Here is a 24,549-nt window from a genome sequence, read left to right on the forward strand (position 1 = left end):
AATGATGACTAATGGACAAATTCGATTGATGCTAATCAATATTGCTATGACATTGTGAGCGATTTAGATGGACCTATCTCAATTCCCCCTATTTATAGGATTTGTCGACACAACGAAGATTAAAAATAATTTCATTAAGTGATTTGAATTACCTTAATTTCCATGTGAGTTTATTTGATCAAAACTTCAAAGTAAAAGAAGAGTCAGTAATGTATAAAACCTATAATCATAAAGCAGTTGAAGCATCAAACGATACGTTGAATAACATACTTGACTTAATTGTTGAGGGAACTTGGGATTGGAATAGAAATACAGGTCATGTCGATCGGAGTCCTGGATGGTACCGAATGTTAGGTTATGAAGTAGGTATATTTCTAAAAGATGTTTTTACTTGGGAGAACATAATCCATCAAGATGATTATAGTAGAGTCATGGAGAACTTTGAACTTTATACAAGTGGAAGAATTGATAAATATTGTATAGAGTACCGATGCAAACAAGCCAATGACGAATATCTATGGATAGTTGACCGTGGGAAGGCGCTTGAATATAACCCCGATGGTTCAGTAGCAAGGATGATTGGTGCTCACCAAAATATCCATGCACAAAAAGTAGCACAAAATGAACTGATTGAACAAAATCGATTACTAAAAAAAGGGAATGTAACGCTGGAGGACAAGATAACAAAAAAAGCAAATGAACTAGAAAAGAAAAATCAGGAACTTAAAGAGAAAATATCTGAAGTAGAACATGCCTCAAACACAGACGCATTAACGGATATAGCCAATAGAAGAAAACTTGAAATAGAATTAGCAAAAGAAATATTACGTTCAAATCGCTATAATCATCCACTATCGTTAACCATGTTCGATATAGACAACTTTAAACATGTCAATGACACTCTAGGACACAAAGCAGGCGACATAGTACTGAAAACCATTTGTAAACTCGTATCCAAACACCTTCGAGAGATAGATCTCTTTGCAAGATGGGGAGGAGAGGAGTTTGTCATCCTTTTTCCAAATTTACCGCTTGAAAACGCACTTATTGTTGCAGAAAAGTTACGAATATTAATAAACGAATGTGAAATCCAGTTAGGACTTTTTGTCACTTGCAGTTTTGGTGTTACCGAATATTGTTCAGGAGATACTATTGAAGAGCTCTTTCTTCGAATGGATAAATCACTTTATCATGTAAAGGAAAATGGGAAAAATAGAGTAGAAAGTTAAGTTTAAGTGCTTAATTAAATGGATGTCCGCTAATGACTACAAAGCAACCAAGTTTAGGCGCCTCTTTAGCAACTGATGCATATCGCTTAAGTGGCATTAGTTCGTATCATAGATATTCAAACACATTAATAAATTATCGGTTGAAAATACTTCATGGTGCACATAAAAGACCTAAGGCGTAGCTACAAGAAGCGTTAATTTTTAGAGCATATAGCTGAAAAATTTATTTTTATATACCGAAAATGGGTACATAGAGCCATATGATATTTTACTGATACCTCTAAAAACATGGCCAAATTTACTTTAGCATTACAGTTATACCAAGGCCTATTTATGTGAAAAATATAGTAGGCTAAAATATGAAACGAAATGGAATGGAATGCAGCCAACGAGTGCATCCCCTCTTTAGTTTACAGCAGCAACGTCTACTTCCCAGCTATCAATCAAGGTAATAAACTTATCTTGTTCGGTTAACTTAAGGGCGACAGATAATACTGTACTCTCGTCAAGATCATTTTCATGTCCTTTAGAAAAATTAACGCCCGCTGACAAACCGACTCTTTTTTTAATACCTAGGGCTCTTTCTTTATGGAAAATCTTTAAATTGGCGATTGCTTTAGGTGCCAATTTCATAATATAAATATCTAACTCTGGGCTATCATTAAAAAAACCTTCTACAGCAACTTGCGTCGTTTTATTAACCACCTCCAGAGGAAAGGCTATAGTTCTTTGTTCTATAATATTATCTTCAATGCTTGCAGATAATGTTATAGAACGCGTAGGCTCAAAATTAGCCATGCTGTTAATCGATACTTTTACCAATATTTTTTTGGGTTAACGGTAAGAAAGTCTTCTGGTTTGGCATCAGAAAAATGCGCTATGGTTGCAAGAGGGATACTAGAACATGACGTTAAAAGAAGTGTGCATAATAAAATAATTATTTTCATAGCTAGCCTTAAAGAATATTACTATCGAAGAGTTCAGCCAGAGGGAGATTAATAGGTAACTTATTTTTGTATAAAGATTTAAGTACCGGGTTATTAGTCATTTGATTAGTTGAACATTGATTATGTTCAACCAAATAAATAGCTTCAGATAACATTGGGTCATTTAAGTCACCCCACCCTCCTGCAACAGAATCAACAGCGGGACAGTCGACAGCAATACCATCAAAGAAATCGCCAAAGCCATCGGCATTATGATTATGATGCGTAATCGCTAATACCATTTGGTCACATAATTGTGTAACTCTCATACCTACCGGTTTTCCAAAGGTTTTTTGCCCAACTAATTTTACATCAAGGTAAGGTTTTAGTGAGTTTATTAGTACTTCGCTGCCTGAAGACGACTCTTGTGTTGTAATAAAAACAACACGAGACATATTTAAATAATGCTCTGCACCATTTAGGTTAAAGAGTTCAATATCACTTTGATGATTAGCATTATTCGTTGGTTTGTTATAAATATTACCAGCGATAATGTCACCACCAATTTGGCTGGCAAGTTGGTTAGACATTCGAGACGTGCCACCGTGGTTATAGCGTAAATCAACTATCAGTTCATCGATGTTTTCATTTTTAAAGTATGCAAAGGCTTGATTAAGGTCTTCTGAGCTCGGGTCTATAAAACTATTATAAACAAGGTAACCTATTCTACCTGCGCTAGACTCAAGTACCTTAGTAGCGAATACTGTATTGGTTGTTACCTCACTTTGCTTCATCGCCTGAGTAATAACAGCCCCTTCAAGTGTTCGCCACGTAAAAATAACGTCTTGAGATACATCGATTTCAGACCAAAATTCTGACCAGACAAATAGCCCCGTAGCGATAGCTTGATGTAAATCTATGTCGTTAATCGCGATAATGCGATCTCCTCTGCTTAGCCCTATTATTTGAGCATTACTGAGTTCATAAACCAAGCTAACCACTAATTCATTATTCAGTTCGTCTATTTTCACCCCCATGCCATAACCAATATTGGTGGCATTAACAAAAATGTTGTCGAAGTCATCTTTGGGCATAACCCCGCTGTAGCGATCAATCGGATTATGCTCTTTGATATTATTGATTAACGATTGTAAGGTCGAAAAATCCTCTAGCGCAGTATTGTTGTCTAATGACTCATTCCATAAATACCAGTCATCCATATAATTCCATAGGGCTGTATTCATCGACGTTTGGTTTAGGCAAACATCTGGGTCTACGCTAATAATAGGAGATTCTACCGTTTCGCTACCACCACAAGCTTGCAATAAAAGTAAAAATGTTAACATTAATAATAACGATTTCATAAAGACAACTAACCACTTAATTACGATAATAAAGTGCTACTTTAATAATAAATAGGGGCTTCAACAAGTGAGAAGACAACAATAGTTTAGGTATTAAAAGTGAAAGGTATACTCTGCCGTACAAAAAACAACAACCAATTGATATTGTTAAAAATAACACAGCGTAAATTTATACAAAGTTATATGAATCGGTAGATAAAACGATCTTAAACTTATAAAAACAAAACTTAATTCAAGCTAAACTAAAGCTAAGCCAACGCTTTTATTTGATTTAGATGTTTACGACCAACAGGAATTAACTCACCTAGTATATTCACATCATAATCGGCAGTGGTTCTTCTTTGTAATAACATCTGTTGTTGTGAGTTAACCAAATACGATTTATGAACACGCATAAAATATTCATTACCGAAACTATCTAATAAACTTTGTAAATTGCAGGATAGCTCTAGTTTAATTTTACGGTTATTCTTTTTATAGACAACCAAACATTCATTACCTAATGCTTGCACATAAATAATATCATTTAATAAGTCGGTCACTTTGGCCAAAGCAGGAAACAGTTTATGGTCTACAACATTATTCAATATTTTATCTTTTAAGGTATTACTTATTTCTAATGCCTTAACTAGACTTAATTGTGTTTGCTTTAGTTGTTGCTCAATTATCAATTTATTTTGCTGTTGCTGATAATAAATAGAAACTAAACCGGCACTAAAAATTATAATTTCTATTGCTGAGGTGATTTGTAGTAATGGCCATGAAAAATTAAAGTTAATGATATTACCCGCAGATAATCCCATAATACTTGCGACAATAAAAAACATTAGTGTAGCCGTTAAGTAATACCAAGCAGCTGTCTTTTGTTTTTTAACAGCCAAAACAGCCGCACTAAAACAGCCAACAAAAATTAAAAAACTCACCAGTAGCCCTATGCTATAACCTATTTGGTTTAACTGTTCAGCCAAAAATTTTCCAACAGTTAGCCTTGTTATCGCTAAAATGAGTAATAGTAACTGATTAATATTTAAGACTTTATATAGCCGTAAAGAAAGTGATTTAATTTGCAAATAATGTTTAGCGAACTCAGCTATCGCCACCACTAATAAAGCACCAATTAGCACGGTTTTATTGTGTAGATAGAGAGTGTTCGGTAATAGGTACGTTAACCACCCTTGACCCGATAAAAACCAAGCCCCCAATAAAAATAACATAGTGCTATAAGCAAGATAGGAAGGTTCTTTTAATCGAAAATATAGCATTAAATGATAAAAAGAAAATAACCCTAACATGCCATAAAATAGACCACTAAATAACGTTGAGTATTGTATATCTTCAAAGAATTCATCATTTTGAAAAACAAATAGTGATGCTCTTAAGTATTGTCCTTCTAGCTTCAAATAAAATGACGAAGACAATAAGTCATTAGGTATGCTAGTAACAATATTATGATGAAATTGTGGATTACCCTGCACTATCTGCTTTTTCCACACGTTTTTTTTGGTTAAATAATGCAGTTCCATTGGTGTGTGTATACGGTTTTTTTTGAGTACTAAGATAAAACCTTCAGTTTGTAGTAATTTAACCTGCTGACTCTCTAGGTTTATTTTCAACCATAAATGGTTTCTATCACCAAGGTTCACATAGTTGTTTTTAACTATTTCAAAAGGTTCTTTATTGTTTAAAAGCTGCTCTATCGTTCTCTCTTTTTGTGAATAATGAGCTGCTGAAACCGTTAGCTGTTGCCCAGACTGTATTGTTGATGTGTTTTGGCTAATTATAAATAGGGATATACATAGCACTAGAGCAATAACTAAAAATTGTACTTGTAGTACAGAAAGTGATTTAGCTTTTTGATAAAAACGATGATATTTAATATTTGGTAATATATTCAATTGTATAAAGTCATAATTGGAAACATTTAAAGGTAGTGAATAAATCTTCTTAATAAATCTACCAGAAACACCATTATTAAGGCACTATTTTTTACTCGATTTAGGGGCAATAGCGAGATATAACAAATACTGCTAATGTCAGTTATTATTGAAAATAGCGGACATAAAATTGGAGGTGATATTTCTAATGATTTAGACTACTTTGGTGGCGTTAGTGATCATATGGGAGCTTTATTTCAAAGATTAGGAACAATCACAAAACATAACTAAGATATTACATTTTCCATTCGGTGACGTGTTTTTCATTATTTGTGACGATCCACATATCGCCACTTACCCCAATTAATTAGGGTAAGTTTAAATTTTAAGATAAACAAGGGGAATAAATATTCCAAAACTAGCCGCTTGATTGAGTAATGGCTAGCTATTGCAATTGAAAGCAACCTAGTTATTGGATATTTAGGCCATTGTAAATGCCAACTTAATTGTCTCTTAGTGCTACGGTTACTGGTAGACGCATCGCTTTTACCGCTGGCAGAATGCCACCTAATAAACCAATGGTGATAGAGAAAAGTAACGTTTGAACAATTAAGTCCATAGATAGCTCAAAATTAAACATCATTTGACTTAAGTTATTGGCATCTTGGGTTGATGCCGTCCAACCATCAAAAATAAAATACAAAGGTAAAATTCCCAGTAGCGCACCAACTAGAGCAATCAGCAATGCCTCGATAAGAATAGAAAAGCAAATAGCAAAAGCACTAAAGCCTATCGCTTTATGCGTAGCTATTTCCTTACTACGACTAGCGATAGTGGCATACATGGTATTTAGGGCCGCGATCATAGCGCCCAGTGCCATAATAAATGCTACAGGAAAACCAACCCAGCGTATTAATCGCGTTAAGTTCTCCGCTTGGTTAGCAAAAAATTGTTTTTCAAGCATTATGCGTAAGTTTAAACGCGGATCATCTTGCCACTCTTGGTTAAGTTGAGCTATATCCGTATTGGCTTTAAGGGCTAACCGAACAGATTGTAAGGTGTTACCGCGCTGATAGTCACTTTGTACCATGCCAATATCAGCCCATAACTCAGACTCAAAAACACTATTATTATCGCTAAAAACACCGCTAATCAACCAACGAGCACCACCAAGGGTAATGGTAGAACCAACGGTTAATGCTGGGATTTTTCTAGCGATTGCTTGTCCAATAATGACTTGTCGTAAGCCAGTTTTAAACTTTTCGCCGGCTATCATGTTAAAGTTGGGTCGAAAGTGGTAAGTATTTTTACTAATGCCTCTTAATGCTAGTTTTTCAATGTGCTTTTCACCTGATTTATCAATATGAAGCATTTCTGCATTAACAAACATTTCCGCAGAAACCATTGCTTGGTTATCACTATTTTTCAGTACTTGCTTATTGTTTGCGAGAATATTAACTTCTGCAGGAAACATAACACTTTGCAATTCTGATACTGCGCCTGCGCGCATCACAATTAACGTGTTATCAAGACCCGTTCTCTCTAACGTTTTAACCATACCTTGCGTCATAGCTAGTACCGATAAAATTACCGCGGCAACACAGGCAATGCTCAAGATACTTACCGATGAAGCAATAGCTCTATGTGGAAAGCTTTTCAAATTGATGGTAGCTAAAGCCACCGCTTGCTTCAATTTAGCTCGGCTATCATGGATTAGCTTATACATTATGCTTTTGCTCCTAAGGTATGACTTATAGTTAGACGCTTTAGGGATAAAGCGGGTAGAAAACTACACAGTGTTGCGGCAAGAAAAACCAGCGAAATGACATTGAGATAATGCGCATTATCAATAGCCATTGAGGGAAGAAAATCAGCAAACAGATGGCTAACATAAGCTAAGCATAATTTTGCGGATATGCAGCCGAATAAGGCGCCAAGTGCTAACATAAAAAAGGACTCTAAATACACTTGAGTGATCAAAAATCGACTAGAAAAACCCAATGCTTTCATCATGGCACTTTCATTTAGCCGTTCTCGATTACTTTGCATCATGGTATTGCACACAATTAACAGCAGAGTAAAAAACACTGCAATAACAACTAGTTTAATAACCATCGCCATATCAACAAACTGTTGTACCCGCTCTTTGATGAATACTTGTTCGGTCGTTGTTCTTGTTGCGCCAGTAGAGTTGGCAAATAACTTATCGATTTGCTGACTCACTTTATCTATATCGGCTTGCTCTGCTACTTTTGGTGTTAACCAACTCACCATATTACGCGCATAAGCACGGCTTTTATCAAAATAGGCATGTTGAAAGAATATTTGCTTTTCTTCACTCGCGCTTGCTGCATTTTGATAGATTGCAGACACAGTAAATTGCCAAGTAAAACCCCCTTCTCTATTCATCCAAATGGAAGAGCTCAGCGGTACTTTATCACCGACTTTCCAGCCATATTTATTGGCAATGGCTTGGCCGACGACTAAGCCTGTCCGTGTGTTTTTCCATTGTTCAAGCTGCCATTTGGGCATGCTATATTCATCGAACATTTCAAAGTAACTTTTATGATCGACCGCCAAAACGGCTAGTTGATTCGTTTCATCTTTGAAAAATCCGCCAAACCAAGAGGCATAACTAACACTGTCCACGCCTGCAATGGCGGAAATTTTTTGTTGGTAATTAAGTGGTAATGAACGGGCAAGGGATATTTTATGGCTGGTAAGTAGCCTGTATTGATTATTACTACTGACATTACTTGTTAGCGCATGATTAATACCGGCTAAAATTGAGAATAAAAAGAAAGCAATCATGACGGATAAACAGGTCAAACTAAAGCGCGTTTTTTTACGAAAACTATTACGCCAAACTAGCTGGAATATATTCATGAGTTCACCTCAACCACAGACAATTGGCTTTGTTTGCCCTCTTCAATGTGCTGTTCTAAATTTATCACTCTGCTGGCATATTCACTCGCCCTTAAATCATGAGTCACCATGACAATAGTTTTGCCATAATCTTTATTAAGCGCGGCTAATAAAGTCAAAATTTCATCGGCCGTTTTTCTATCTAAATTACCGGTAGGTTCATCGCACAAAATAATTTTAGGATCACTGACAATGGCGCGAGCAATGGCAACTCTTTGCTCTTGCCCACCTGAAAGCTCTTTAGGTAGATGGTTAGCTCGTGCCTCCATACCCACTAAACGCAGTGCTAAGCTGGCATGTTGCTTTCTTTGCTTGTTATCTAATGGCGTTAATAACAAAGGTAACTCAACATTACCTTGCGCGGTTAATACCGGTAATAAATGATGCAATTGAAAAACAAAACCAATATTTTCTGCCCGCCAGGTTGATAATTTTATCTCGGATAAGGTATCAATTCGCTGTTCACCAATAATGACACTGCCTGAGGTGGGTAAATCTAAGCCACCAATTAAATGCAGTAATGTACTTTTACCTAAGCCTGATGGCCCCATCAAAGCGACAAATTCACCTTCCGCTATCGATAAATTAAAATTGTCATGCACAACAACATTGTTACTACCTTTTTGGTAACTTTTATTTATTTGCTTTAATTGGATGGCTATTTTAGTTGGGTTATTCGTTTGCATAATATTTACCTAATTATTGTCAGTTACTTGATAGTTGCTTAAAAGCGAGTCGGTTTAGCGTTAGTTAGTTTCCATACTATTTATCAGCTTTTTAAAAAGCTGACCTTGACTCCCATATCTGGCAATATTCGTGCGTCTGTTGTATGCAACTTAACGCGTACTTTAATACTGGCTTTTTGCCTATCAGCTGTTGGGATAACAGCAATAACTTCACTGGATATCTGCCAATTAGGGTAGGCGTCTAACGTGGCGATGGTTTTCTGATTAGCGTGAACTCGATTGATATAACTTTCAGCAACCTCTACTTCTATTTCTAATGAACTCATGTCAACAATAGTGCCAACCCCTGTTCGGATAAAACCTCCGCCAGAAGAGCCTGAAGAAATTAACTCTCCTACTTGCGCATTTTTACTGATGACAACCCCATCAAACGGCGCGCGTATTTTGTGTTGCTCTAATTGGTATTGAGCGAGCGCAACTTTCTGCTGACTTAAATCAATTAAGGCTTTTTTGTTAGTTAATTGCGCAGCAATTTTTTCAGTAGTAAAACGACTGTCATCAAGAAATTGCTCACTAATAAGTGATTTTTCAAATAGGATTAGTTGACGTTCGAGACGCTTTAATTCATGTTGGTGCACTATATTCAGCTCATGAAAACGCGCTCTATTAGCGGTTAAATCAGCTTGTGCTAGTTGGTAAGAAATTATTGCTTGCCTATCATCTAACTCAGCTATTATTTGGTCACTTTGAACTCGCTGGCCTTCTTCAATATTTAACTTGTTCAACTTTCCTGTGACGCGTGATGACACAGTAGCGATACGTCTAGCGACTATATGTCCGCTTGCATCAAGCACTGAACTGTTAATTATTATGTCGGTAGCTTTTTCTAGAGGACTATTGGCTTGTGTAACGTCGCCTGTGCTTATAACAACATTGGCAGTTAAGGTGTTTTCCTGATTACCCGTATCAACGACTTGAGTAGTATTAGTTGCTGACGTTAGTCCTTGATCACTTGGTTGGTATGCTGCTTGAATAACAAAAGCCCAAACGAACAATAAAACAAGCAGCATGATACTTAATATCACTTTAGCGCTTAATGAAGAAAAAAGAGTTTTGCTATGAGTAACACTTCGGTCAATGGTGAGTTGTTCAATATCTAAATTTCGGGGCATTATATTCTCCTAATAAGTTAAGAGAATGATAAGAATTGTCGGCTTAGTTAAACAGTGCCAAAAGTAATGATATTAAGTGTGTCGATGCATGACTTTTGGCTGTTTAGCCACTAAGCGTATAAATCTAGGTGCTTAGGTTTATTATTTTTCTGGTCAGTTTTTTCATCTGACGTTTCTGGCTCCACAGACTTTTTAGCGGCTAACTCATCGTCATTAGATTCTGCTTCTTTTATGTCAGTTTCTAGCTGAGCATGCTGCTCTTTACTACTATCCTGTTTAGCCTCTTTCTGGCTGGAGTGGTATTGATCGTCTTCCTTGGTAAAATAATATTCATGGTATTCAAGATGATCAGGGTCTTGACTAAGTTTAGTGTTAGCCGCATCTTTAAGCAGTGCTTTCACCTTTAAGCTTGCTGGCTTAATCGGTACAGGAACTACACGTGTTAATTGAGTAGTAAAAATATCCATCTTTAATTCCTACGCTGTTTTTACATGACTTAATAAATACGTTGTACTACCTTATTATCGACTATTCACTCAAAACCTTTAACCCATAAGCCTTAACTTCTAGTTATGCAGTAATTTAGAGTAATAACTTTAAGCAAGTTATATATAACAAATCGTAATAAAAAACGTTTATTTATTACTTGCAGCTATCTTAATTAAGCAGTAGTGTAAACATCATCAAAACAAATTATTTTTTCAAGCTGTTAATTTAATTTTACAGTACCATTAAGTTAACAGCAAATGACTAACAATAGAGATTTTTTAAGCATGATTATTAACCTGAATAGCCGACATCACCACCATCATAACAACTAGCCCATTCAGGTTTACTTAATCAGTAAACTACTGGAGGGCAAGTGGCCTTTCAGTGGTTTAAAAAAGCAGAATACAACCTCTTAATAGAAGTAACTGTAATTGCTAAACCCCCGAAAGAGTCGCGACTCTCTCGGGGGTTTTTCGCATTTTAGCGAATAAGAAATTGTATATACATGACAAATTTTAAGATTAAAAACGATAGGAATTATCATTATGAGCACATCAGAGCCACGTTTACGCATTGCCATGCAAAAGTCAGGACGCCTAAGTGAAGATACCCAAAAACTACTTAAGCACTGTGGATTAAAGTTAAACCTGAGCGATAGAAGATTATTAGCTCATGTCAGTAATATGCCTATTGATATTATGCGTGTTCGCAGTAGCGATATTCCAGGCTTAGTTATGGACGGCGTTTGTGACTTAGGCATTGTTGGTGATAACACGCTCGAAGAAGAAGAGTTGGATCGTCAATTAAAAGGCAACAAGTCTGACTACATTCGTACTACCACGCTAGATTTTGGTGGTTGTCGTTTTTCAATTGCAATGCCTGAAGAATTTGAATATACGGGCTTAGAGTGTTTAAACGGTTTACGTTTTGCCACAACTTACCCGCAATTATTAAATCGCTTTGCTAAAGCTAATGGCATTAACGTGGAATTTTGTTTGTTAAAAGGTTCGGTTGAAGTCGCACCTCGTGTTGGTTTAGCTGACGGTATTTGTGACTTAGTTTCTACTGGCGCAACACTTGAAGCGAATGGCTTAAAAGAAGTGGCTGAAGTTTTTCGTTCAAAAGCGTCCTTAATTCAACGAGCAGACTCATTAGGTGAAGAAAAACAAGCCATTTTAGATACTTTATTGCCACGGATTCACGGCGTTATGAAAGCGAAAGAAAGCAAATATATCATGCTGCACGCACCAAAAGATAAAATAGCACAAGTCAGTAAATTAATGCCCGGTACAGAAACTCCCACTATTTTACCACTTGCCGATCGTGATGATTTGGTCGCAGTGCACGTAGTAGCAACAGAAACATTTTTTTGGGAAACCATGGAACAGTTAAAAGCCTTAGGTTGTCACTCAATCCTAGTTATGCCAATTGAGAAGATGATGGGCTAATACGCGTCATACTTGTAACTTCAGCTGCATTGTCGGCGTTGTTCGTTACCATCACTTAGAACACTAAGTTCAGGCAACTCACAACTTGACGGCTTTGCTGAAGTCACAAATATTTAGCGTATATTGACTGCTTAAGATATGCAGTGAAAATTGAATTATTAATACCGAGAAAGAATTATGATTAATCAACTAATCAATTGGCAAGAATTATCAGAGCAGCAGAAAAAATTTGCACTTGCTCGACCTGCAATAGCAGATAGTGCCTTATTATCAACGCAAGTTGCCAACATTATTTCGCAAGTTAAAAATCAAGGCGACAAAGCGATTTATGCGTTAACTGAACAGTTTGATGGTATTGCGCTAGACACCTTAAAGGTGAGCCCGCAACAAGTAGCTCAAGCCAAGTTAGCCCTTAGTGCTAAACGTTTAAAAGCTATCAATACCGCTTATCAGCAAATAAAAGCATTTCATAGCGCACAACAGCCGAACGATATAACGGTTGAAACTACGCCCGGTGTTAAATGTACTTTAAAAACTGAAGCTATTGAAAGTGTTGGTCTATATATCCCTGCTGGCTCGGCGCCATTACCCTCAACAGTATTAATGTTAGGTGTTCCGGCTCAACTTACCGGTTGTCAGCGTACGGCACTGGTTTGTCCGCCTGATAAAAATGGTCAACTGGCAAATGAAGTATTAGTGGCTGCTGATCTTTGTGGTATTAGTGAAATATATACCGTAGGTGGCGCACAAGCTATTGCTGCACTTGCGTATGGTACACAAACAATAGCGGCGGTAAATAAAGTTTTTGGCCCTGGTAACCGTTATGTTACTGAAGCAAAAACCCAATTATCACAGCAAGTTCCTGGCTTTGCTATTGATATGCCAGCCGGTCCTTCTGAAGTATTGGTTATCGCAGACGAGCAAGCAAATCCGGCCTTTATCGCTGCCGACTTATTATCACAAGCAGAGCACGGTGTTGATAGCCAAGTAATACTACTTAGTGATAGTGAATCGTTAATCACACGAGTATCTACAGAGTTAGAAAAGCAATTAGCCACATTGTCACGACGTGAAATTGCTGAACAAGCATTAACCCAATCTCGCTTAATATTAACTAAAGATTTATCTCAAGCAGTTGCCGTATCTAATGAATACGGCCCTGAACACTTAATTATTCAAACTGAAAATGCACCCACCCTGCTTGCCAGTTTACGTAATGCAGGTTCAATTTTTGTTGGTGCTTATACGCCTGAGTCGGCTGGTGATTATGCTAGCGGTACCAACCACGTATTACCGACTTATGGTTACTCAAAAGTGATATCAAGTTTATCACTGGCAGATTTCTCTCGTCGTTATACCGTGCAAGAAATTACCAAAGCAGGTTTGGCGAGTTTAGCTGAGTGTATTATTGAGTTAACCGATGCTGAAGGTTTGGATGCACATCAGCGCGCTGTGACTATTCGCTTAGAAGAAGGCGCTTAGTTATGACCTTATCAGCGAAAAGTAGTTTAGTCGCTAGCACCTTGATAGAGAAGTTAGCAAGAGAAGAGCTGGTCGATATGGTGCCATATCAGTCTGCAAGGCGATTATTTGCCAGCGGTGATAATGAGCAAGCTAACAGCAAAACGTGGCTTAATGCCAATGAGGCTCCTGGGCAAGGTAAGTATCAGTTAACGAGTGAAAATATTAATCGTTATCCTGATTTTCAGCCAAAAGCGTTATTAAATGCTTACAGTAATTATTGCAGATTACCCGTGGATAACATACTTGCGACACGTGGCGCCGATGAAGGTATCGAATTAATTATTCGCAGCTTTTGTCGCGCTTATCAAGATAGTATTTTAATTTGCCCACCGACCTACGGTATGTATGCCATTAGCGCAGAGAATCATGGCGCAAGCATTGTTAGCGTGCCATTGGTTAATACCCCAGAAGCAAAGTGTCAACTCGACCTTGAAGGGTTAAAAGCACAAGTGGGTAAGGTAAAAGTCGTCTTTTTATGTTCGCCAGGTAACCCTACGGGCAATACCTTACCGCAAGCACAAATTAAAGCAGCAATAGAGCTATTTAAAGATAGTGCTATCGTTGTTGTTGATGAAGCCTACTATGAATACACCAATACTATATTAGATGGTGAGCAAGTAAATACTAAACTCATAAATCAATATGATAACGTGATTGTACTAAGAACTTTATCAAAGGCATTTGCCTTAGCCGGTTTACGTTGTGGTTTTACCTTGGCAAACAAAGAAATAATAACGTTATTAAGTAAAGTTATTGCACCCTATCCAATTGCTGCACCCGTTGCAGAAATTGCTAGCCAAGCATTAACTAATGACTTAGCTGTTATGCAAACTAGGGTAAATAGCACTAATAGTTTACGAGAACAATTAAATGTTTGGCTCAAGCAGCAACACTGGTGTAGTGATACTTTCCCCAGCGACGCTAACTTTATATTATTTAGCTGCAATAATACTGAAGATAAAAACAAAGTTTTTGATCTATTAGTAGCTAACAACATCTTAATTCGTGACCAATCTAAGCAACAACAGCTTGAAAATTGTCTTCGAATTAGTATTGGCAGTGCTGATGAACTAGAACAGTTAAAACAACGACTAAACACACTATAAATAAATTTATCGCAGCATTATAGCTAGCGTAACGAAATAATGAAGAGCATTTTATGAGTAATACCCAAGAGAAAATATTATTTATCGACCGTGACGGTACCTTAGTTGAAGAGCCAATTAGTGACAAGCAACTTGATACTTTAGAGAAATTGGTTTTTGAGCCGAATGTCATTGCAGAGCTTTTAAAGCTTCAAGGCAAAGGTTTTAAACTTGTTATGGTTTCCAATCAAGATGGTCTAGGAACAAAGAGTTTCCCACAAAGCGATTTTGATTTACCTCATGACAAAATGATGGAAATATTTAGTTCTCAAGGCATAGTATTTCAAGACGTATTACTTTGTCCTCATTTTGATGAAGACAACTGCAACTGTCGTAAACCTAAACTTGGCTTAGTGAGTGACTACCTTCAACAAGGTCGCGTTGATTTTGCTAACTCTTTTGTTATAGGTGATAGAGAAACTGATATGGGCCTTGCTGCTAACATGGGTATTGTGGGTATCAAATATAATCGCGAAACATTAACTTGGGCTCAAGTTAGCGAGCAAATTATTACCCAATTAGAACAACCAAGAATCGCCACAGTTACCCGTACTACGAAAGAAACAGATATAACGGTGACGGTGAATTTAGATAAAGCCGGTGATAGTAAAATAGACACGGGTTTGGGATTTTTTGATCACATGTTAGATCAAATAGCGACGCACGGCGGTTTTAGCTTAACCTGTAATGTGAGTGGTGATTACCACATTGATGAACATCACAGTGTTGAAGATACCGCTCTCGCTTTAGGGCAAGCGCTAAGAAAGGCCTTAGGCAATAAACGCGGTATTAATCGTTTTGGTTTTACAATACCTATGGATGAATGTCGTGCTGAATGTGCCATCGACCTTTCTGGTCGTCCTTGGTTAGAATTTGATGCTGACTTTACCAGTGATAATGTTGGCACCATGTCGACACAAATGGTGCCTCATTTTTTCCGTTCACTTGCCGACTCTATGTTAATTACTTTACATTTATCAACCAGTAAAGGAAATTGTCATCATCAAGTAGAGAGCTTATTTAAAGTTTTTGGCCGAGCATTAGGTCAAGCGATAAAGGTTGATGGCGACGCTATGCCAAGTTCTAAAGGGTCACTCTAATGGCGCAGGTAATGACAAATAGCACTTCAACCGCGATGAATGTCATCGTCGATACGGGTTGTGCCAATTTAGCGTCAGTAAAGTTTGCTGTTGAACGCTTGGGTTACCAAGTAACTATTACTGATGATGTTGCCTTAATACAAAGCGCTGATAAAGTAATACTTCCAGGGGTTGGTACTGCTAAGCATGCCATGGCTAATATCAAAGCTAAAAACTTAGTCAGTGTATTGCAAAACTTAACTCAGCCCGTACTTGGCTTTTGCTTAGGCATGCAGTTAATGACAGAGTCCTCAACCGAGGGTAAAAAGTCTTCAACAGAAAGTAGCAGTGAAAACAATACTAGTAACATAGTGCCTTGCTTAAATCTAATTCCTACCAAGGTTGAGCCATTACAAGCACAAGGTAATAGATTGCCACATATGGGTTGGAATACACTCACACAAGTAAGTGACCATCCTGTTTTTAAAGGTATCACGGCAGGTGATTACTTCTACTTTGTCCATAGCTTTGCTGCGCCAATAAGTGAATACACTATCGCTAGTTGCGAATACGGTAGTAGCTTTTCGGCTGCCATCGCCAAAGACAACTTTATTGGCTGTCAATTTCACCCTGAACGCTCAAGTGCTTTAGGCAGTAAAATCATTCAAAATTTTCTAGAATTAGACTTCACAGAAGTTAAGCAGGAGCAAACCAAGTTATGATGATCCCAGCAATTGACTTAATCAATGGTGAAGTAGTTCGATTATACCAAGGCGATTACGCTCAAAAAACCAATTATCAATTCACCGTACAAGAACGCCAACAATCCTATGCAAAATCAGGTGCTACGGTTATGCACTTTGTTGATTTAGATGGTGCTAAAGACAGTACAAAACGTCAACTAGAAACGCTAAAAACGGTAGTAAAACACCCATCAATGACGATTCAAGTTGGTGGTGGTGTTCGTTGTGAAGATGATGTAAAGCAACTGCTAGCACTCGGTGCTGATCGTGTTGTTATTGGTAGCTTAGCGATTAAGCAGCCTGAGCTGGTAACACAATGGCTTAAAACATATGGCTGCGAAAAAATTGTTCTCGCTCTTGATATTAAAATTGATGCACAAGGTAATAAAACACTTCCTACCCATGGTTGGATAGAAGATAGTGGTGTTAATCTAGAAGATTTACTTGCCCAATATCAAGATGCAGGCATAAAGCATGTGCTGTGTACGGATATTAGTAAGGATGGCACATTAACAGGCACTAATGTTGATTTGTATACTGAAGTTTGTGCAAAGTACCCTGAAATTGACTGGCAAGCTTCGGGCGGCATTGGTAGCTTAGATGATATTAAAGCACTTATTCCAACGGGGGTTAGTGGCGTGATATTGGGCCGTTCACTGCTTGAAGGAAAGTTCACTTTAGAAGAGGCTATCGCATGTTGGCCACAAGTGGAGAAAGCTAATGTTAGCTAAAAGAATTATTCCCTGTCTCGATGTACGTGATGGTAAAGTAGTCAAAGGCATACAGTTCCGTAATCATGAGATTATTGGTGATATAGTGCCCTTAGCTAAGCAATATGCTGAAGCTGGCGCAGATGAACTCGTTTTTTATGATATTACCGCAAGCTCAGATGGTCGTGTTGTTGATAAAAGTTGGGTCAGTCGTATTGCAGAAGTTATTGATATTCCTTTTTGTGTCGCTGGCGGCATAAAAAGCGAAGCTGATGCTAAAGAAATTTTAATGATGGGCGCTGATAAAATTAGCATCAACTCTCCTGCGCTAAGAGATCCCCAACTTATTACTCGTTTAGCCGACGTTTTCGGTCAGCAGTGTATTGTTGTTGGTGTTGATAGTTTTTATAACAAAGATGCTAACAACGGCAAAGGCGAATATCAGGTCTACCAATTTACCGGTGATGAAAAACGTACGCAACAAACAGGCTGGACCACCTTTGATTGGATTGAAAAAGTAGTGAGTTTAGGCGCTGGTGAAATAGTATTAAACTGCATGAATCAAGATGGTGTTCGTCAAGGTTATGATATTGAACAATTAAAGCAAGCAAGAGCTGTTTGTAGCGTGCCTTTAATCGCCTCTGGTGGTGCTGGTACTATAGAGCATTTCAGTGATGTTTACCTGCAAGCCGATGTGGATGGTGCACTCGCCGCATCAGTTTTTCATAAAGGTGTTATTGCAATTAAAGATTTAAAAGATTATTTAAAAGACCAAAATATTGAGGTGAGACCATGTTAATAAACCAAGATAATATCGATGCGTTAGCATGGCAGAAAATGGATAACTTGATACCTGCTATTATTCAACACGCAGCAACAGGTGCTGTATTAATGCAAGGTTATATGAACCAAGCCTCATTAACTGCTACGTTATCCACAGGAAAAGCGACTTTTTTTAGCCGTTCAAAACAAGCATTATGGGTTAAAGGCGAAACTTCCGGCAACTTTCTAGAAGTTAAACAAGTATTAACTGATTGCGACAACGACAGTTTACTCATTGCTTGTGAGCCCGTTGGTCCAAGTTGTCACTTAGGGACTGAATCTTGTTTCCCAGAGCAAAAACTTACTCAACAAAACTTCCTAAGCCAACTTGAGCAAGTAATTCAGCAACGCAAAGATGATGACCCTAAAGAGAGTTATACCGCGCACTTATTCTCTCGCGGCACCACTAAAATGGCTCAAAAAGTAGGTGAAGAAGGTGTTGAAGTGGCACTTGCTGCTGTCGCTGAAACCAGAGAAGACTTATTAGGTGAGTGCGCTGATTTGTTTTACCACACACTAGTATTACTGGCTGATCAAAAAATTGAGCTCAGTGAAGTTATGCAAGTATTACAAGAGCGTCATAACAAATAGTTCTCCTGCTAAGTAACTCCTCTGAAAGCGACTTTGCTAAATAGCAGCATCCTTGTTATGTTTAATACAACAAGGATGCTTTTATTTATTATCGGTAATGTAGTTTATAACTGAACGGTATTCTTTATGGCAAATTCATCTTATGGTTTTAATCGAGCACCATTGACTAAAGCACTACTCATCATTGCTCTTTTTTGCATTACACAATATGCGTATGCGAGACAAGATAGTGTACTTATTTATATTCGTGATGATGTCTACATTGACTACCTAAAGTTTGTTGCTGATAGAGATATTAGCCTCATAGATAACTTCTCAGGTGAAAACATTCGCCGCGATGTAGTAGATATGATTATTGCTCAGCAAGCCCTTAAACTGGGAGGCTTTGAACATCGCTTCAGCTACGCCCCTGGTAAAGTTAATTTTCGTAACACTAAGATGTTGCAAAATGGTCAACTACTTATTAGCTTTGATTCTTATTGGCAGCAAGATGCTCTCCCTCTTGCCAGTAAGGTCTATATCTCTGACGAAGTGATCCGAAATGGTGAGTACGTCGCAGGTATCTATACAAGTCCTGAAAACAGTAAAACCTTGGCAGTGAAAAAATTAAGTGACCTTGCTGAATTAACCTCTGTATCAACACCTAAATGGCGTACAGATTGGAAAACATTACAAGACTTACCGCTTAAAAGTCTTACTCAAGATGACTCTTGGCTCTCTATGGTGAGAATGGTCAATATACAATGGATAGATTTTATATTAATGCCATTTAACTCTACCCCAGATCAAAGCTTCACCATGGATAAAGTACATTTAGTACCTGTTAAAAATATTGGTGTAGTACTTAAAGACTCTCGACATTTTGTTATTAGTAAGGCACACCCTAGGGGACAAGAAGCCTATCTAGCGATTAATAAAGGCTTAAAAATTCTTCGTCAACAGGGTGCTATCGTAAAAGCATATCAGCAAGCTGGTTTTTTTGTCGATAGGGATATAGTCAAAATTATAAATCCTTAATAAATTACTCTAACCCATAACTTGCTAATCACTCATAAGTTATCGAATTTGTTAATGACATGTAGTAATATGCTGCAAAATAAAAATAATTAAGTGAAGCGGAAGGTATTCTTCATTGTAATAATCATTTCACCTACATGAGTTATTATAAGAGATACTGGCTAAGGAGTGGCTATGTTTAAGCGTAGATCAATAAAAAAATACGGAAATAAACTTTTACCAAAGTTACAGCGCCGATATGGTGAACATACCTTCTATAATGCCAGCCAAGTTAGAGCGACCATTTATCAATGTAATTTCAATCCAAGTTACTTGCCTCTAGGGTACATATTATTTCTTGATTCTTGTGATCTAAGTAAAGTGATTACCACTGAATTTCCAGAATTGTGTATTCGAAAGTATAAACAAGAAATTAAAGATTACCTTAGTACTCGAAAGTATTACGGTTATTTAAAACTACTAAATATTTAACAGAACTTACTAATTATGACGACAGATACTACTTGGCAAATTAAGCGATTTGAAGAACTATCACTTAACCAATTATATGATGTACTAAAATTACGCATTGATGTTTTTGTTGTTGAGCAAACTTGTTTTTATCCTGATTTAGACAGTGATACAGGGATGCTAGATAGACATCCTGAAACTTTACACCTATTAGGTTATCAAGCAGAGAAACTTGTCGCTTATCTCCGTATTTTACCAAAAGGTCAAACCTACCCTGACTATGTCAGTATAGGACGAGTTGCAACGGCACCTCAAGCCAGAGGGGGAGGTTTAGGTCATCAGTTAATGACAGAAGCATTAATAGTTAGTCAGCAATACTTTCCCAACCAAAGCATTAAGATTTCAGCACAACAACATTTGAAAGCCTATTATCAACAGCATGGTTTCACTCAGGTGTCCGAAATGTACCTAGAAGATGATATACCCCACATTGCTATGATTAGAGAATAAGATAAGTATACCGGTGCTCTTGAAACAAAAAAACTCGCCTTAGCGAGTTTTTTATTAACTGAGTTACTATAATTTAAGCTAATTGAGCTGATAATAATTCATTAACTTTTTCAACAGCTTGAGTGCCATCAATAGTTAAGTAGCTACAGTTACCTGATGTGGCTTCTGTTTGATAGAAGTCAACTAAAGGCTTAGTTTGCTCATGATAGATAGCTAAACGTTTACGTACTGTTGCTTCTTCATCATCTGGACGAATAGATAGATCATCACCAGAAACATCATCTTTGCCTTCAACTTTTGGCGGGTTGTAAACAAGATGATAAACACGACCAGAGCCAGAATGTACACGACGGCCAGCCATACGTTCAACAATCACTTCGTCAGGTACATCAAACTCAAGTACATGATCCACTGTGATATCATTTTCTTTCATAGCATCTGCTTGTGGAATTGTGCGAGGAAATCCATCAAGTAAAAAACCAGCTTTACAATCATCTTGAGCTACACGCTCTTTGACTAAGCCGATAATCAGATCATCAGAAACTAATTGTCCTGCGTCCATTACTGCCTGAGCTTTATTACCAAGTTCAGTGCCTGCTTTAATAGCAGCACGTAGCATATCGCCTGTCGATATTTGTGGAATACCAAATTTAGCCATTAAAAATTGTGCCTGGGTACCTTTACCAGCGCCAGGAGCACCTAATAAAACAATGCGCATATTATGTAACCTTAAATTGATGATTGAAGTGTTAAAGTAAGTATTACCTTTGTTAAATAGTTAAAATTTAAATTTGATCTAACAAAGGTAATATTTCTTAAGTTTACAATTATGTCGGCAGACACTATACAAGTTAGCCTATGTGCAAACAAGTGGTGAAAGACCCTATTGATCAAAAAAGGAGGTGTTTCATGGATGAAACCCTCCTTTTTAAGACTAAAGTATTATCTAAATCTTATACAGCGATTAAACAATTTACTTTGTAAGATTTAGCATTAGCTTATTCAAGCGTGAAACGAAGCTCGCTGGATCTTTTAAGCTACCGCGTTCCGCTAACATCGCTTGCTCAAATAATACCTCAACCCATTGGTTGAACATATCATCATCTTGCTCGTCAGCTACATGCTTAATAAGTGCATGTTCACCATTAATCTCAAAGATAGGTAATGTATCTGGTACTTCTTGACCAACTGATGCCATTAGCTTAGCCATTTGACTACTCATATCATCTTCATCAGCAACAATACACGCTGGTGATTCGGTTAAGCGTTGAGAAAGCTTAACTTCTTTCACTTTACCTTCTAAGCTACCTTTAATACGCTTAACTACAGAGTCATACTCTTTTTCAAGTTTCTCTTGCGCTTCTTTTGTTTCCGCATCGTCCATATCACCAAGATCAAGTCCACCACGAGTAACTGATTGTAATTGTTTACCATCAAACTCAGTTAAGTGACTAACTAACCATTCATCAATACGATCTGACATTAATAAGACTTCAATGCCCTTCTTACGGAAAACTTCTAAATGAGGGCTATTCTTTGCTGCTTCAAAGCTATCAGCAACAACAAAATAGACTTTATCCTGACCTTCTTTCATACGTTCAATATATGACGCTATAGAAACATTTTGGGTAGTCGTATCTTCATGAGTAGAAGCAAAACGAAGTAAACCAGCAATTTGTTCTTTATTTGAATGATCTTCAGCTGGGCCTTCTTTTAATACTTGGCCAAATTCATCCCAGAAACCTTGATATTTTTCTGCATCATTATTACCAAATTTTTCTAACATTTTCAGTACACGTTTGGTACAGCCCTTACGAATCGCTTGGGTAATCTTGTTATCTTGCAAGATTTCGCGAGAAACGTTCAATGGTAAGTCATTAGAATCCAAAAGACCTTTTACAAAACGTAAGTAAGTCGGCATGAACTGTTCGGCATCATCCATAATAAATACACGCTGTACAAACAACTTCAAGCCATGTTGCTTTTCACGGTTGTACATATCAAATGGTGCTTTACCTGGGACATATAAAAGAGAGGTATATTCTGTTTTACCTTCTACACGATTATGTTCCCACAATAAAGGGTCTCCAAAGTCATGCGAAACATGTTTGTAAAACTCTTTATATTCTTCGTCAGTAATGTCTGATTTTTCACGCGTCCATAAAGCAGTAGCTTTGTTAACAGGTTCCCAAACTGCAGGGATAGCATCAACGGCTTCGGCAGCTGGTCTTGTTACATTATCTTTTTCATCTGTCACTTCAGCTACAGCTTCAACAGCAGGAACTTCTGCAGTTAACATTTCAACTGAAACAGAAATGTGATCAGAGTATTTAGTAACAATAGACTTTAGACGCCAGTCATCCGCGTATTCTGATTCATCTTCTTTTAAATGAAGAATGATGTCAGTACCACGATTAGTCTTTTCAATTTTAGCTGTCGTAAATTCACCTTCACCTGCACTCACCCATTCAACACCGTCAGTGGCATTATCACCAGCTTTACGCGTACGAACAGTTACTTTATCAGCAACGATGAATGCAGAGTAAAAACCAACACCAAATTGACCGATAAGTTGTGAGTCTGATGCTTGATCACCTGAAAGCTGCGAGAAGAACTCAGCAGTACCAGATTTTGCTATAGTACCTAAATGCTCAATAACTTCGTCAACGTTCATGCCGATGCCATTATCTGAGATCGTTAATGTATTGTTTTCTTTGTTACAGCTAACACGGACACGAAGATCACCATCGTTTTCATAAAGTGTATTATCTGATAATGCTTTAAAACGAAGCTTGTCTGCAGCATCCGCGGCATTAGAGACTAACTCACGCAAGAAAATTTCTTTATTAGAATAAAGGCTATGGATCATTAATTGTAGTATCTTGGCGTTGTCCGATGCAAACGCATGATTTTGTACTTGATTAGTTTCTGACATCTAAAATATCTCCGGTGAAAAATTATTAATATACTTTTAAAAAGTTGTTAGAAACTATGTGGGGTTAACGATAAAAAATTCAAGGGAAAATGATGGATTGCTTTGTAATTGGCAACAATTATTATTATATCGAGAGAATTATCAACAACGATAATTTCCTAGAAAATAGTAGAGCATATTTGCTTTAATAGATGACATCAAATGGATAGCTTAAACTCGATAATTGCAGCCATTTCTAACGAATGACTTATTACTGAATTACAAAATTCATTTGTGAGGTGCCGAAGTAGGAATTGCCCCCTACTTCGGACTTTTTCACTTGGGAGAAACGATTGACAGATCAGATCCAACCAAAGAGTATATTGTTATTAATTTGTCACTTAGGGAGTAAACTTCAAATTATTAACATAATCATACTACCCACCATTAAGTATAATGTATACAAAGCAATTGTAATATAATATGACTAATCAGACTAAGTATTGTTCAACTGTAGTACTTCTAGATCCTAGGTAGTAATTAATTTTTTTATTAAGAATAATTGTTATTCATCAAAAATAACAACCTAGTTTCAGATAAAGTTCTTGCTCTTAGCATACAGATATCGACTTAATGGTTTTTCTTAGCCACTAATTATAAGAGATTTTATACCACTGATACCTAAGTCCTATTACTTTTGTAGCAGTGATATGTATTAATAGCGCTTGATTTGGAAAATCTTGCCTTTTAAATAGGCCTAACATCCCAATGCCAAATTACCGTCCGCACAATGGCCTTTCACTCGATGGAGATAAAATTTAACATTTCAGACAATAAAAAACCGACTCTTTCGGGTATGCTTATCTAAATAGCTGTGGAGAATATCTTACTCTTATATCGGGCTAACTAGCCTAAGTGATATGCTACGGTG

23 protein-coding genes are annotated in these 24,549 nt (G+C 37.3%); 13 read left to right on the forward strand and 10 right to left on the reverse strand.

Features of this window, described 5'->3' with window-relative positions:
* Positions 1 to 209 precede the first annotated feature (209 nt).
* Positions 210 to 1,229: a sensor domain-containing diguanylate cyclase gene (locus tag CXF71_RS00715; RefSeq protein ID WP_101231077.1), complete on the forward strand. Its 1,020-nt coding sequence runs from the start codon at positions 210 to 212 to the stop codon at positions 1,227 to 1,229.
* A gap of 405 nt (positions 1,230 to 1,634) precedes the next feature.
* On the opposite strand, the gene CXF71_RS00720 is transcribed toward CXF71_RS00715, so the two are convergent.
* From CXF71_RS00720 to CXF71_RS00730, 3 genes are all read right to left on the reverse strand, one after another.
* Entirely contained in the window at positions 1,635 to 2,027 is a 393-nt protein-coding gene (locus CXF71_RS00720) for a hypothetical protein (RefSeq protein ID WP_101231078.1), read from the reverse strand.
* A 157-nt stretch (positions 2,028 to 2,184) separates the two neighbouring features.
* Positions 2,185 to 3,519 carry a S41 family peptidase gene (locus CXF71_RS00725; protein WP_101231079.1) on the reverse strand — a complete coding sequence of 445 codons (1,335 nt, stop codon included), beginning with the start codon at positions 3,517 to 3,519 and terminating at the stop codon, positions 2,185 to 2,187.
* Positions 3,520 to 3,767: 248 nt separating this feature from the next.
* On the reverse strand, positions 3,768 to 5,414 hold the full coding sequence (locus CXF71_RS00730; RefSeq protein WP_101231080.1) for a 7TM diverse intracellular signaling domain-containing protein: 1,647 nt from the start codon (positions 5,412 to 5,414) through the stop codon (positions 3,768 to 3,770).
* A gap of 135 nt (positions 5,415 to 5,549) precedes the next feature.
* Between CXF71_RS00730 and CXF71_RS21780 the strand changes: the two genes are divergently transcribed.
* Positions 5,550 to 5,684 (forward strand): hypothetical protein, encoded by a 135-nt coding sequence (locus tag CXF71_RS21780; RefSeq protein WP_269800788.1) that lies wholly within the window; start codon positions 5,550 to 5,552, stop codon positions 5,682 to 5,684.
* A gap of 211 nt (positions 5,685 to 5,895) precedes the next feature.
* Here CXF71_RS21780 and CXF71_RS00735 read toward each other — a convergent pair whose 3' ends face one another.
* The 5 genes from CXF71_RS00735 to CXF71_RS00755 form a co-directional block, all read right to left on the reverse strand.
* Complete coding sequence (locus CXF71_RS00735) at positions 5,896 to 7,119, reverse strand: ABC transporter permease (protein WP_101231081.1); 1,224 nt, start codon at positions 7,117 to 7,119, stop codon at positions 5,896 to 5,898.
* Positions 7,119 to 8,279 carry an ABC transporter permease gene (locus CXF71_RS00740; RefSeq protein ID WP_101231082.1) on the reverse strand — a complete coding sequence of 387 codons (1,161 nt, stop codon included), beginning with the start codon at positions 8,277 to 8,279 and terminating at the stop codon, positions 7,119 to 7,121. The genes CXF71_RS00735 and CXF71_RS00740 overlap by 1 nt, the downstream gene beginning before the upstream one ends.
* Entirely contained in the window at positions 8,276 to 9,004 is a 729-nt protein-coding gene (locus CXF71_RS00745) for an ABC transporter ATP-binding protein (protein WP_101231083.1), read from the reverse strand. Before CXF71_RS00745 ends, CXF71_RS00740 begins: the two co-directional genes overlap by 4 nt.
* 83 nt (positions 9,005 to 9,087) lie before the next feature.
* On the reverse strand, positions 9,088 to 10,176 hold the full coding sequence (locus CXF71_RS00750) for an efflux RND transporter periplasmic adaptor subunit (protein ID WP_101231084.1): 1,089 nt from the start codon (positions 10,174 to 10,176) through the stop codon (positions 9,088 to 9,090).
* A 110-nt stretch (positions 10,177 to 10,286) separates the two neighbouring features.
* Positions 10,287 to 10,643: a hypothetical protein gene (locus CXF71_RS00755; RefSeq protein ID WP_101231085.1), complete on the reverse strand. Its 357-nt coding sequence runs from the start codon at positions 10,641 to 10,643 to the stop codon at positions 10,287 to 10,289.
* Positions 10,644 to 11,210: 567 nt separating this feature from the next.
* Between CXF71_RS00755 and hisG the strand changes: the two genes are divergently transcribed.
* From hisG to CXF71_RS00810, 11 genes are all read left to right on the forward strand, one after another.
* The gene (hisG, locus tag CXF71_RS00760) at positions 11,211 to 12,113 is read left to right on the forward strand and encodes an ATP phosphoribosyltransferase (RefSeq protein WP_101231086.1); all 903 of its coding nucleotides are present in this window, start codon (positions 11,211 to 11,213) and stop codon (positions 12,111 to 12,113) included.
* A 177-nt stretch (positions 12,114 to 12,290) separates the two neighbouring features.
* Complete coding sequence (gene hisD / locus CXF71_RS00765; RefSeq protein ID WP_101231087.1) at positions 12,291 to 13,595, forward strand: histidinol dehydrogenase; 1,305 nt, start codon at positions 12,291 to 12,293, stop codon at positions 13,593 to 13,595.
* Positions 13,596 to 13,597: 2 nt separating this feature from the next.
* Positions 13,598 to 14,743, forward strand: a complete 1,146-nt coding sequence (gene hisC / locus CXF71_RS00770) for a histidinol-phosphate transaminase (protein ID WP_101231088.1) — start codon at positions 13,598 to 13,600, stop codon at positions 14,741 to 14,743.
* A gap of 53 nt (positions 14,744 to 14,796) precedes the next feature.
* The gene (gene hisB, locus CXF71_RS00775; RefSeq protein WP_101231089.1) at positions 14,797 to 15,882 is read left to right on the forward strand and encodes a bifunctional histidinol-phosphatase/imidazoleglycerol-phosphate dehydratase HisB; all 1,086 of its coding nucleotides are present in this window, start codon (positions 14,797 to 14,799) and stop codon (positions 15,880 to 15,882) included.
* An 11-nt stretch (positions 15,883 to 15,893) separates the two neighbouring features.
* Positions 15,894 to 16,583 carry an imidazole glycerol phosphate synthase subunit HisH gene (gene hisH / locus CXF71_RS00780; RefSeq protein WP_101231100.1) on the forward strand — a complete coding sequence of 230 codons (690 nt, stop codon included), beginning with the start codon at positions 15,894 to 15,896 and terminating at the stop codon, positions 16,581 to 16,583.
* Positions 16,580 to 17,335: a 1-(5-phosphoribosyl)-5-[(5-phosphoribosylamino)methylideneamino]imidazole-4-carboxamide isomerase gene (gene hisA, locus CXF71_RS00785; RefSeq protein WP_101231090.1), complete on the forward strand. Its 756-nt coding sequence runs from the start codon at positions 16,580 to 16,582 to the stop codon at positions 17,333 to 17,335. Before hisH ends, hisA begins: the two co-directional genes overlap by 4 nt.
* Positions 17,325 to 18,113: an imidazole glycerol phosphate synthase subunit HisF gene (gene hisF, locus CXF71_RS00790; RefSeq protein ID WP_101231091.1), complete on the forward strand. Its 789-nt coding sequence runs from the start codon at positions 17,325 to 17,327 to the stop codon at positions 18,111 to 18,113. The genes hisA and hisF overlap by 11 nt, the downstream gene beginning before the upstream one ends.
* Positions 18,107 to 18,727 carry a bifunctional phosphoribosyl-AMP cyclohydrolase/phosphoribosyl-ATP diphosphatase HisIE gene (gene hisIE / locus CXF71_RS00795; protein WP_101231092.1) on the forward strand — a complete coding sequence of 207 codons (621 nt, stop codon included), beginning with the start codon at positions 18,107 to 18,109 and terminating at the stop codon, positions 18,725 to 18,727. The genes hisF and hisIE overlap by 7 nt, the downstream gene beginning before the upstream one ends.
* A 126-nt stretch (positions 18,728 to 18,853) precedes the next feature.
* A complete protein-coding gene (locus tag CXF71_RS00800; RefSeq protein ID WP_101231093.1) occupies positions 18,854 to 19,744 on the forward strand; it encodes a hypothetical protein in 891 nt (296 codons plus the stop codon).
* Positions 19,745 to 19,918: 174 nt separating this feature from the next.
* Complete coding sequence (locus CXF71_RS00805; RefSeq protein ID WP_101231094.1) at positions 19,919 to 20,215, forward strand: DUF6559 family protein; 297 nt, start codon at positions 19,919 to 19,921, stop codon at positions 20,213 to 20,215.
* Between the two features lie 15 nt (positions 20,216 to 20,230).
* Positions 20,231 to 20,704: a GNAT family N-acetyltransferase gene (locus tag CXF71_RS00810; RefSeq protein WP_101231095.1), complete on the forward strand. Its 474-nt coding sequence runs from the start codon at positions 20,231 to 20,233 to the stop codon at positions 20,702 to 20,704.
* 73 nt (positions 20,705 to 20,777) lie between these two features.
* On the opposite strand, the gene adk is transcribed toward CXF71_RS00810, so the two are convergent.
* Positions 20,778 to 21,422: an adenylate kinase gene (gene adk / locus CXF71_RS00815; RefSeq protein WP_101231096.1), complete on the reverse strand. Its 645-nt coding sequence runs from the start codon at positions 21,420 to 21,422 to the stop codon at positions 20,778 to 20,780.
* 255 nt (positions 21,423 to 21,677) lie between these two features.
* Entirely contained in the window at positions 21,678 to 23,639 is a 1,962-nt protein-coding gene (gene htpG / locus CXF71_RS00820; RefSeq protein ID WP_101231097.1) for a molecular chaperone HtpG, read from the reverse strand.
* Between the last annotated feature and the right edge of the window lie 910 nt (positions 23,640 to 24,549).

Source organism: Colwellia sp. 12G3, assembly GCF_002836775.1.
GTDB lineage: Bacteria > Pseudomonadota > Gammaproteobacteria > Enterobacterales > Alteromonadaceae > Colwellia.

Excerpts from the sequence above, each read along its gene's own strand:
- CXF71_RS21780 (WP_269800788.1), top strand. The coding sequence starts at position 5,550 with ATGTCAGTTATTATTGAAAATAGCGGACATAAAATTGGAGGTGATATT.
- hisG (WP_101231086.1), top strand. The coding sequence starts at position 11,211 with ATGAGCACATCAGAGCCACGTTTACGCATTGCCATGCAAAAGTCAGGA.
- CXF71_RS00750 (WP_101231084.1), bottom strand. The coding sequence starts at position 10,176 with ATGCCCCGAAATTTAGATATTGAACAACTCACCATTGACCGAAGTGTT.
- hisA (WP_101231090.1), top strand. The coding sequence starts at position 16,580 with ATGATGATCCCAGCAATTGACTTAATCAATGGTGAAGTAGTTCGATTA.
- CXF71_RS00810 (WP_101231095.1), top strand. The coding sequence starts at position 20,231 with ATGACGACAGATACTACTTGGCAAATTAAGCGATTTGAAGAACTATCA.
- CXF71_RS00720 (WP_101231078.1), bottom strand. The coding sequence starts at position 2,027 with ATGGCTAATTTTGAGCCTACGCGTTCTATAACATTATCTGCAAGCATT.
- CXF71_RS00735 (WP_101231081.1), bottom strand. The coding sequence starts at position 7,119 with ATGTATAAGCTAATCCATGATAGCCGAGCTAAATTGAAGCAAGCGGTG.
- hisIE (WP_101231092.1), top strand. The coding sequence starts at position 18,107 with ATGTTAATAAACCAAGATAATATCGATGCGTTAGCATGGCAGAAAATG.
- CXF71_RS00805 (WP_101231094.1), top strand. The coding sequence starts at position 19,919 with ATGTTTAAGCGTAGATCAATAAAAAAATACGGAAATAAACTTTTACCA.
- CXF71_RS00740 (WP_101231082.1), bottom strand. The coding sequence starts at position 8,279 with ATGAATATATTCCAGCTAGTTTGGCGTAATAGTTTTCGTAAAAAAACG.
- hisD (WP_101231087.1), top strand. The coding sequence starts at position 12,291 with ATGATTAATCAACTAATCAATTGGCAAGAATTATCAGAGCAGCAGAAA.
- hisC (WP_101231088.1), top strand. The coding sequence starts at position 13,598 with ATGACCTTATCAGCGAAAAGTAGTTTAGTCGCTAGCACCTTGATAGAG.
- hisF (WP_101231091.1), top strand. The coding sequence starts at position 17,325 with ATGTTAGCTAAAAGAATTATTCCCTGTCTCGATGTACGTGATGGTAAA.
- CXF71_RS00725 (WP_101231079.1), bottom strand. The coding sequence starts at position 3,519 with ATGAAATCGTTATTATTAATGTTAACATTTTTACTTTTATTGCAAGCT.
- htpG (WP_101231097.1), bottom strand. The coding sequence starts at position 23,639 with ATGTCAGAAACTAATCAAGTACAAAATCATGCGTTTGCATCGGACAAC.
- CXF71_RS00715 (WP_101231077.1), top strand. The coding sequence starts at position 210 with ATGTATAAAACCTATAATCATAAAGCAGTTGAAGCATCAAACGATACG.
- hisH (WP_101231100.1), top strand. The coding sequence starts at position 15,894 with ATGACAAATAGCACTTCAACCGCGATGAATGTCATCGTCGATACGGGT.
- hisB (WP_101231089.1), top strand. The coding sequence starts at position 14,797 with ATGAGTAATACCCAAGAGAAAATATTATTTATCGACCGTGACGGTACC.
- CXF71_RS00800 (WP_101231093.1), top strand. The coding sequence starts at position 18,854 with ATGGCAAATTCATCTTATGGTTTTAATCGAGCACCATTGACTAAAGCA.
- adk (WP_101231096.1), bottom strand. The coding sequence starts at position 21,422 with ATGCGCATTGTTTTATTAGGTGCTCCTGGCGCTGGTAAAGGTACCCAG.
- CXF71_RS00755 (WP_101231085.1), bottom strand. The coding sequence starts at position 10,643 with ATGGATATTTTTACTACTCAATTAACACGTGTAGTTCCTGTACCGATT.
- CXF71_RS00745 (WP_101231083.1), bottom strand. The coding sequence starts at position 9,004 with ATGCAAACGAATAACCCAACTAAAATAGCCATCCAATTAAAGCAAATA.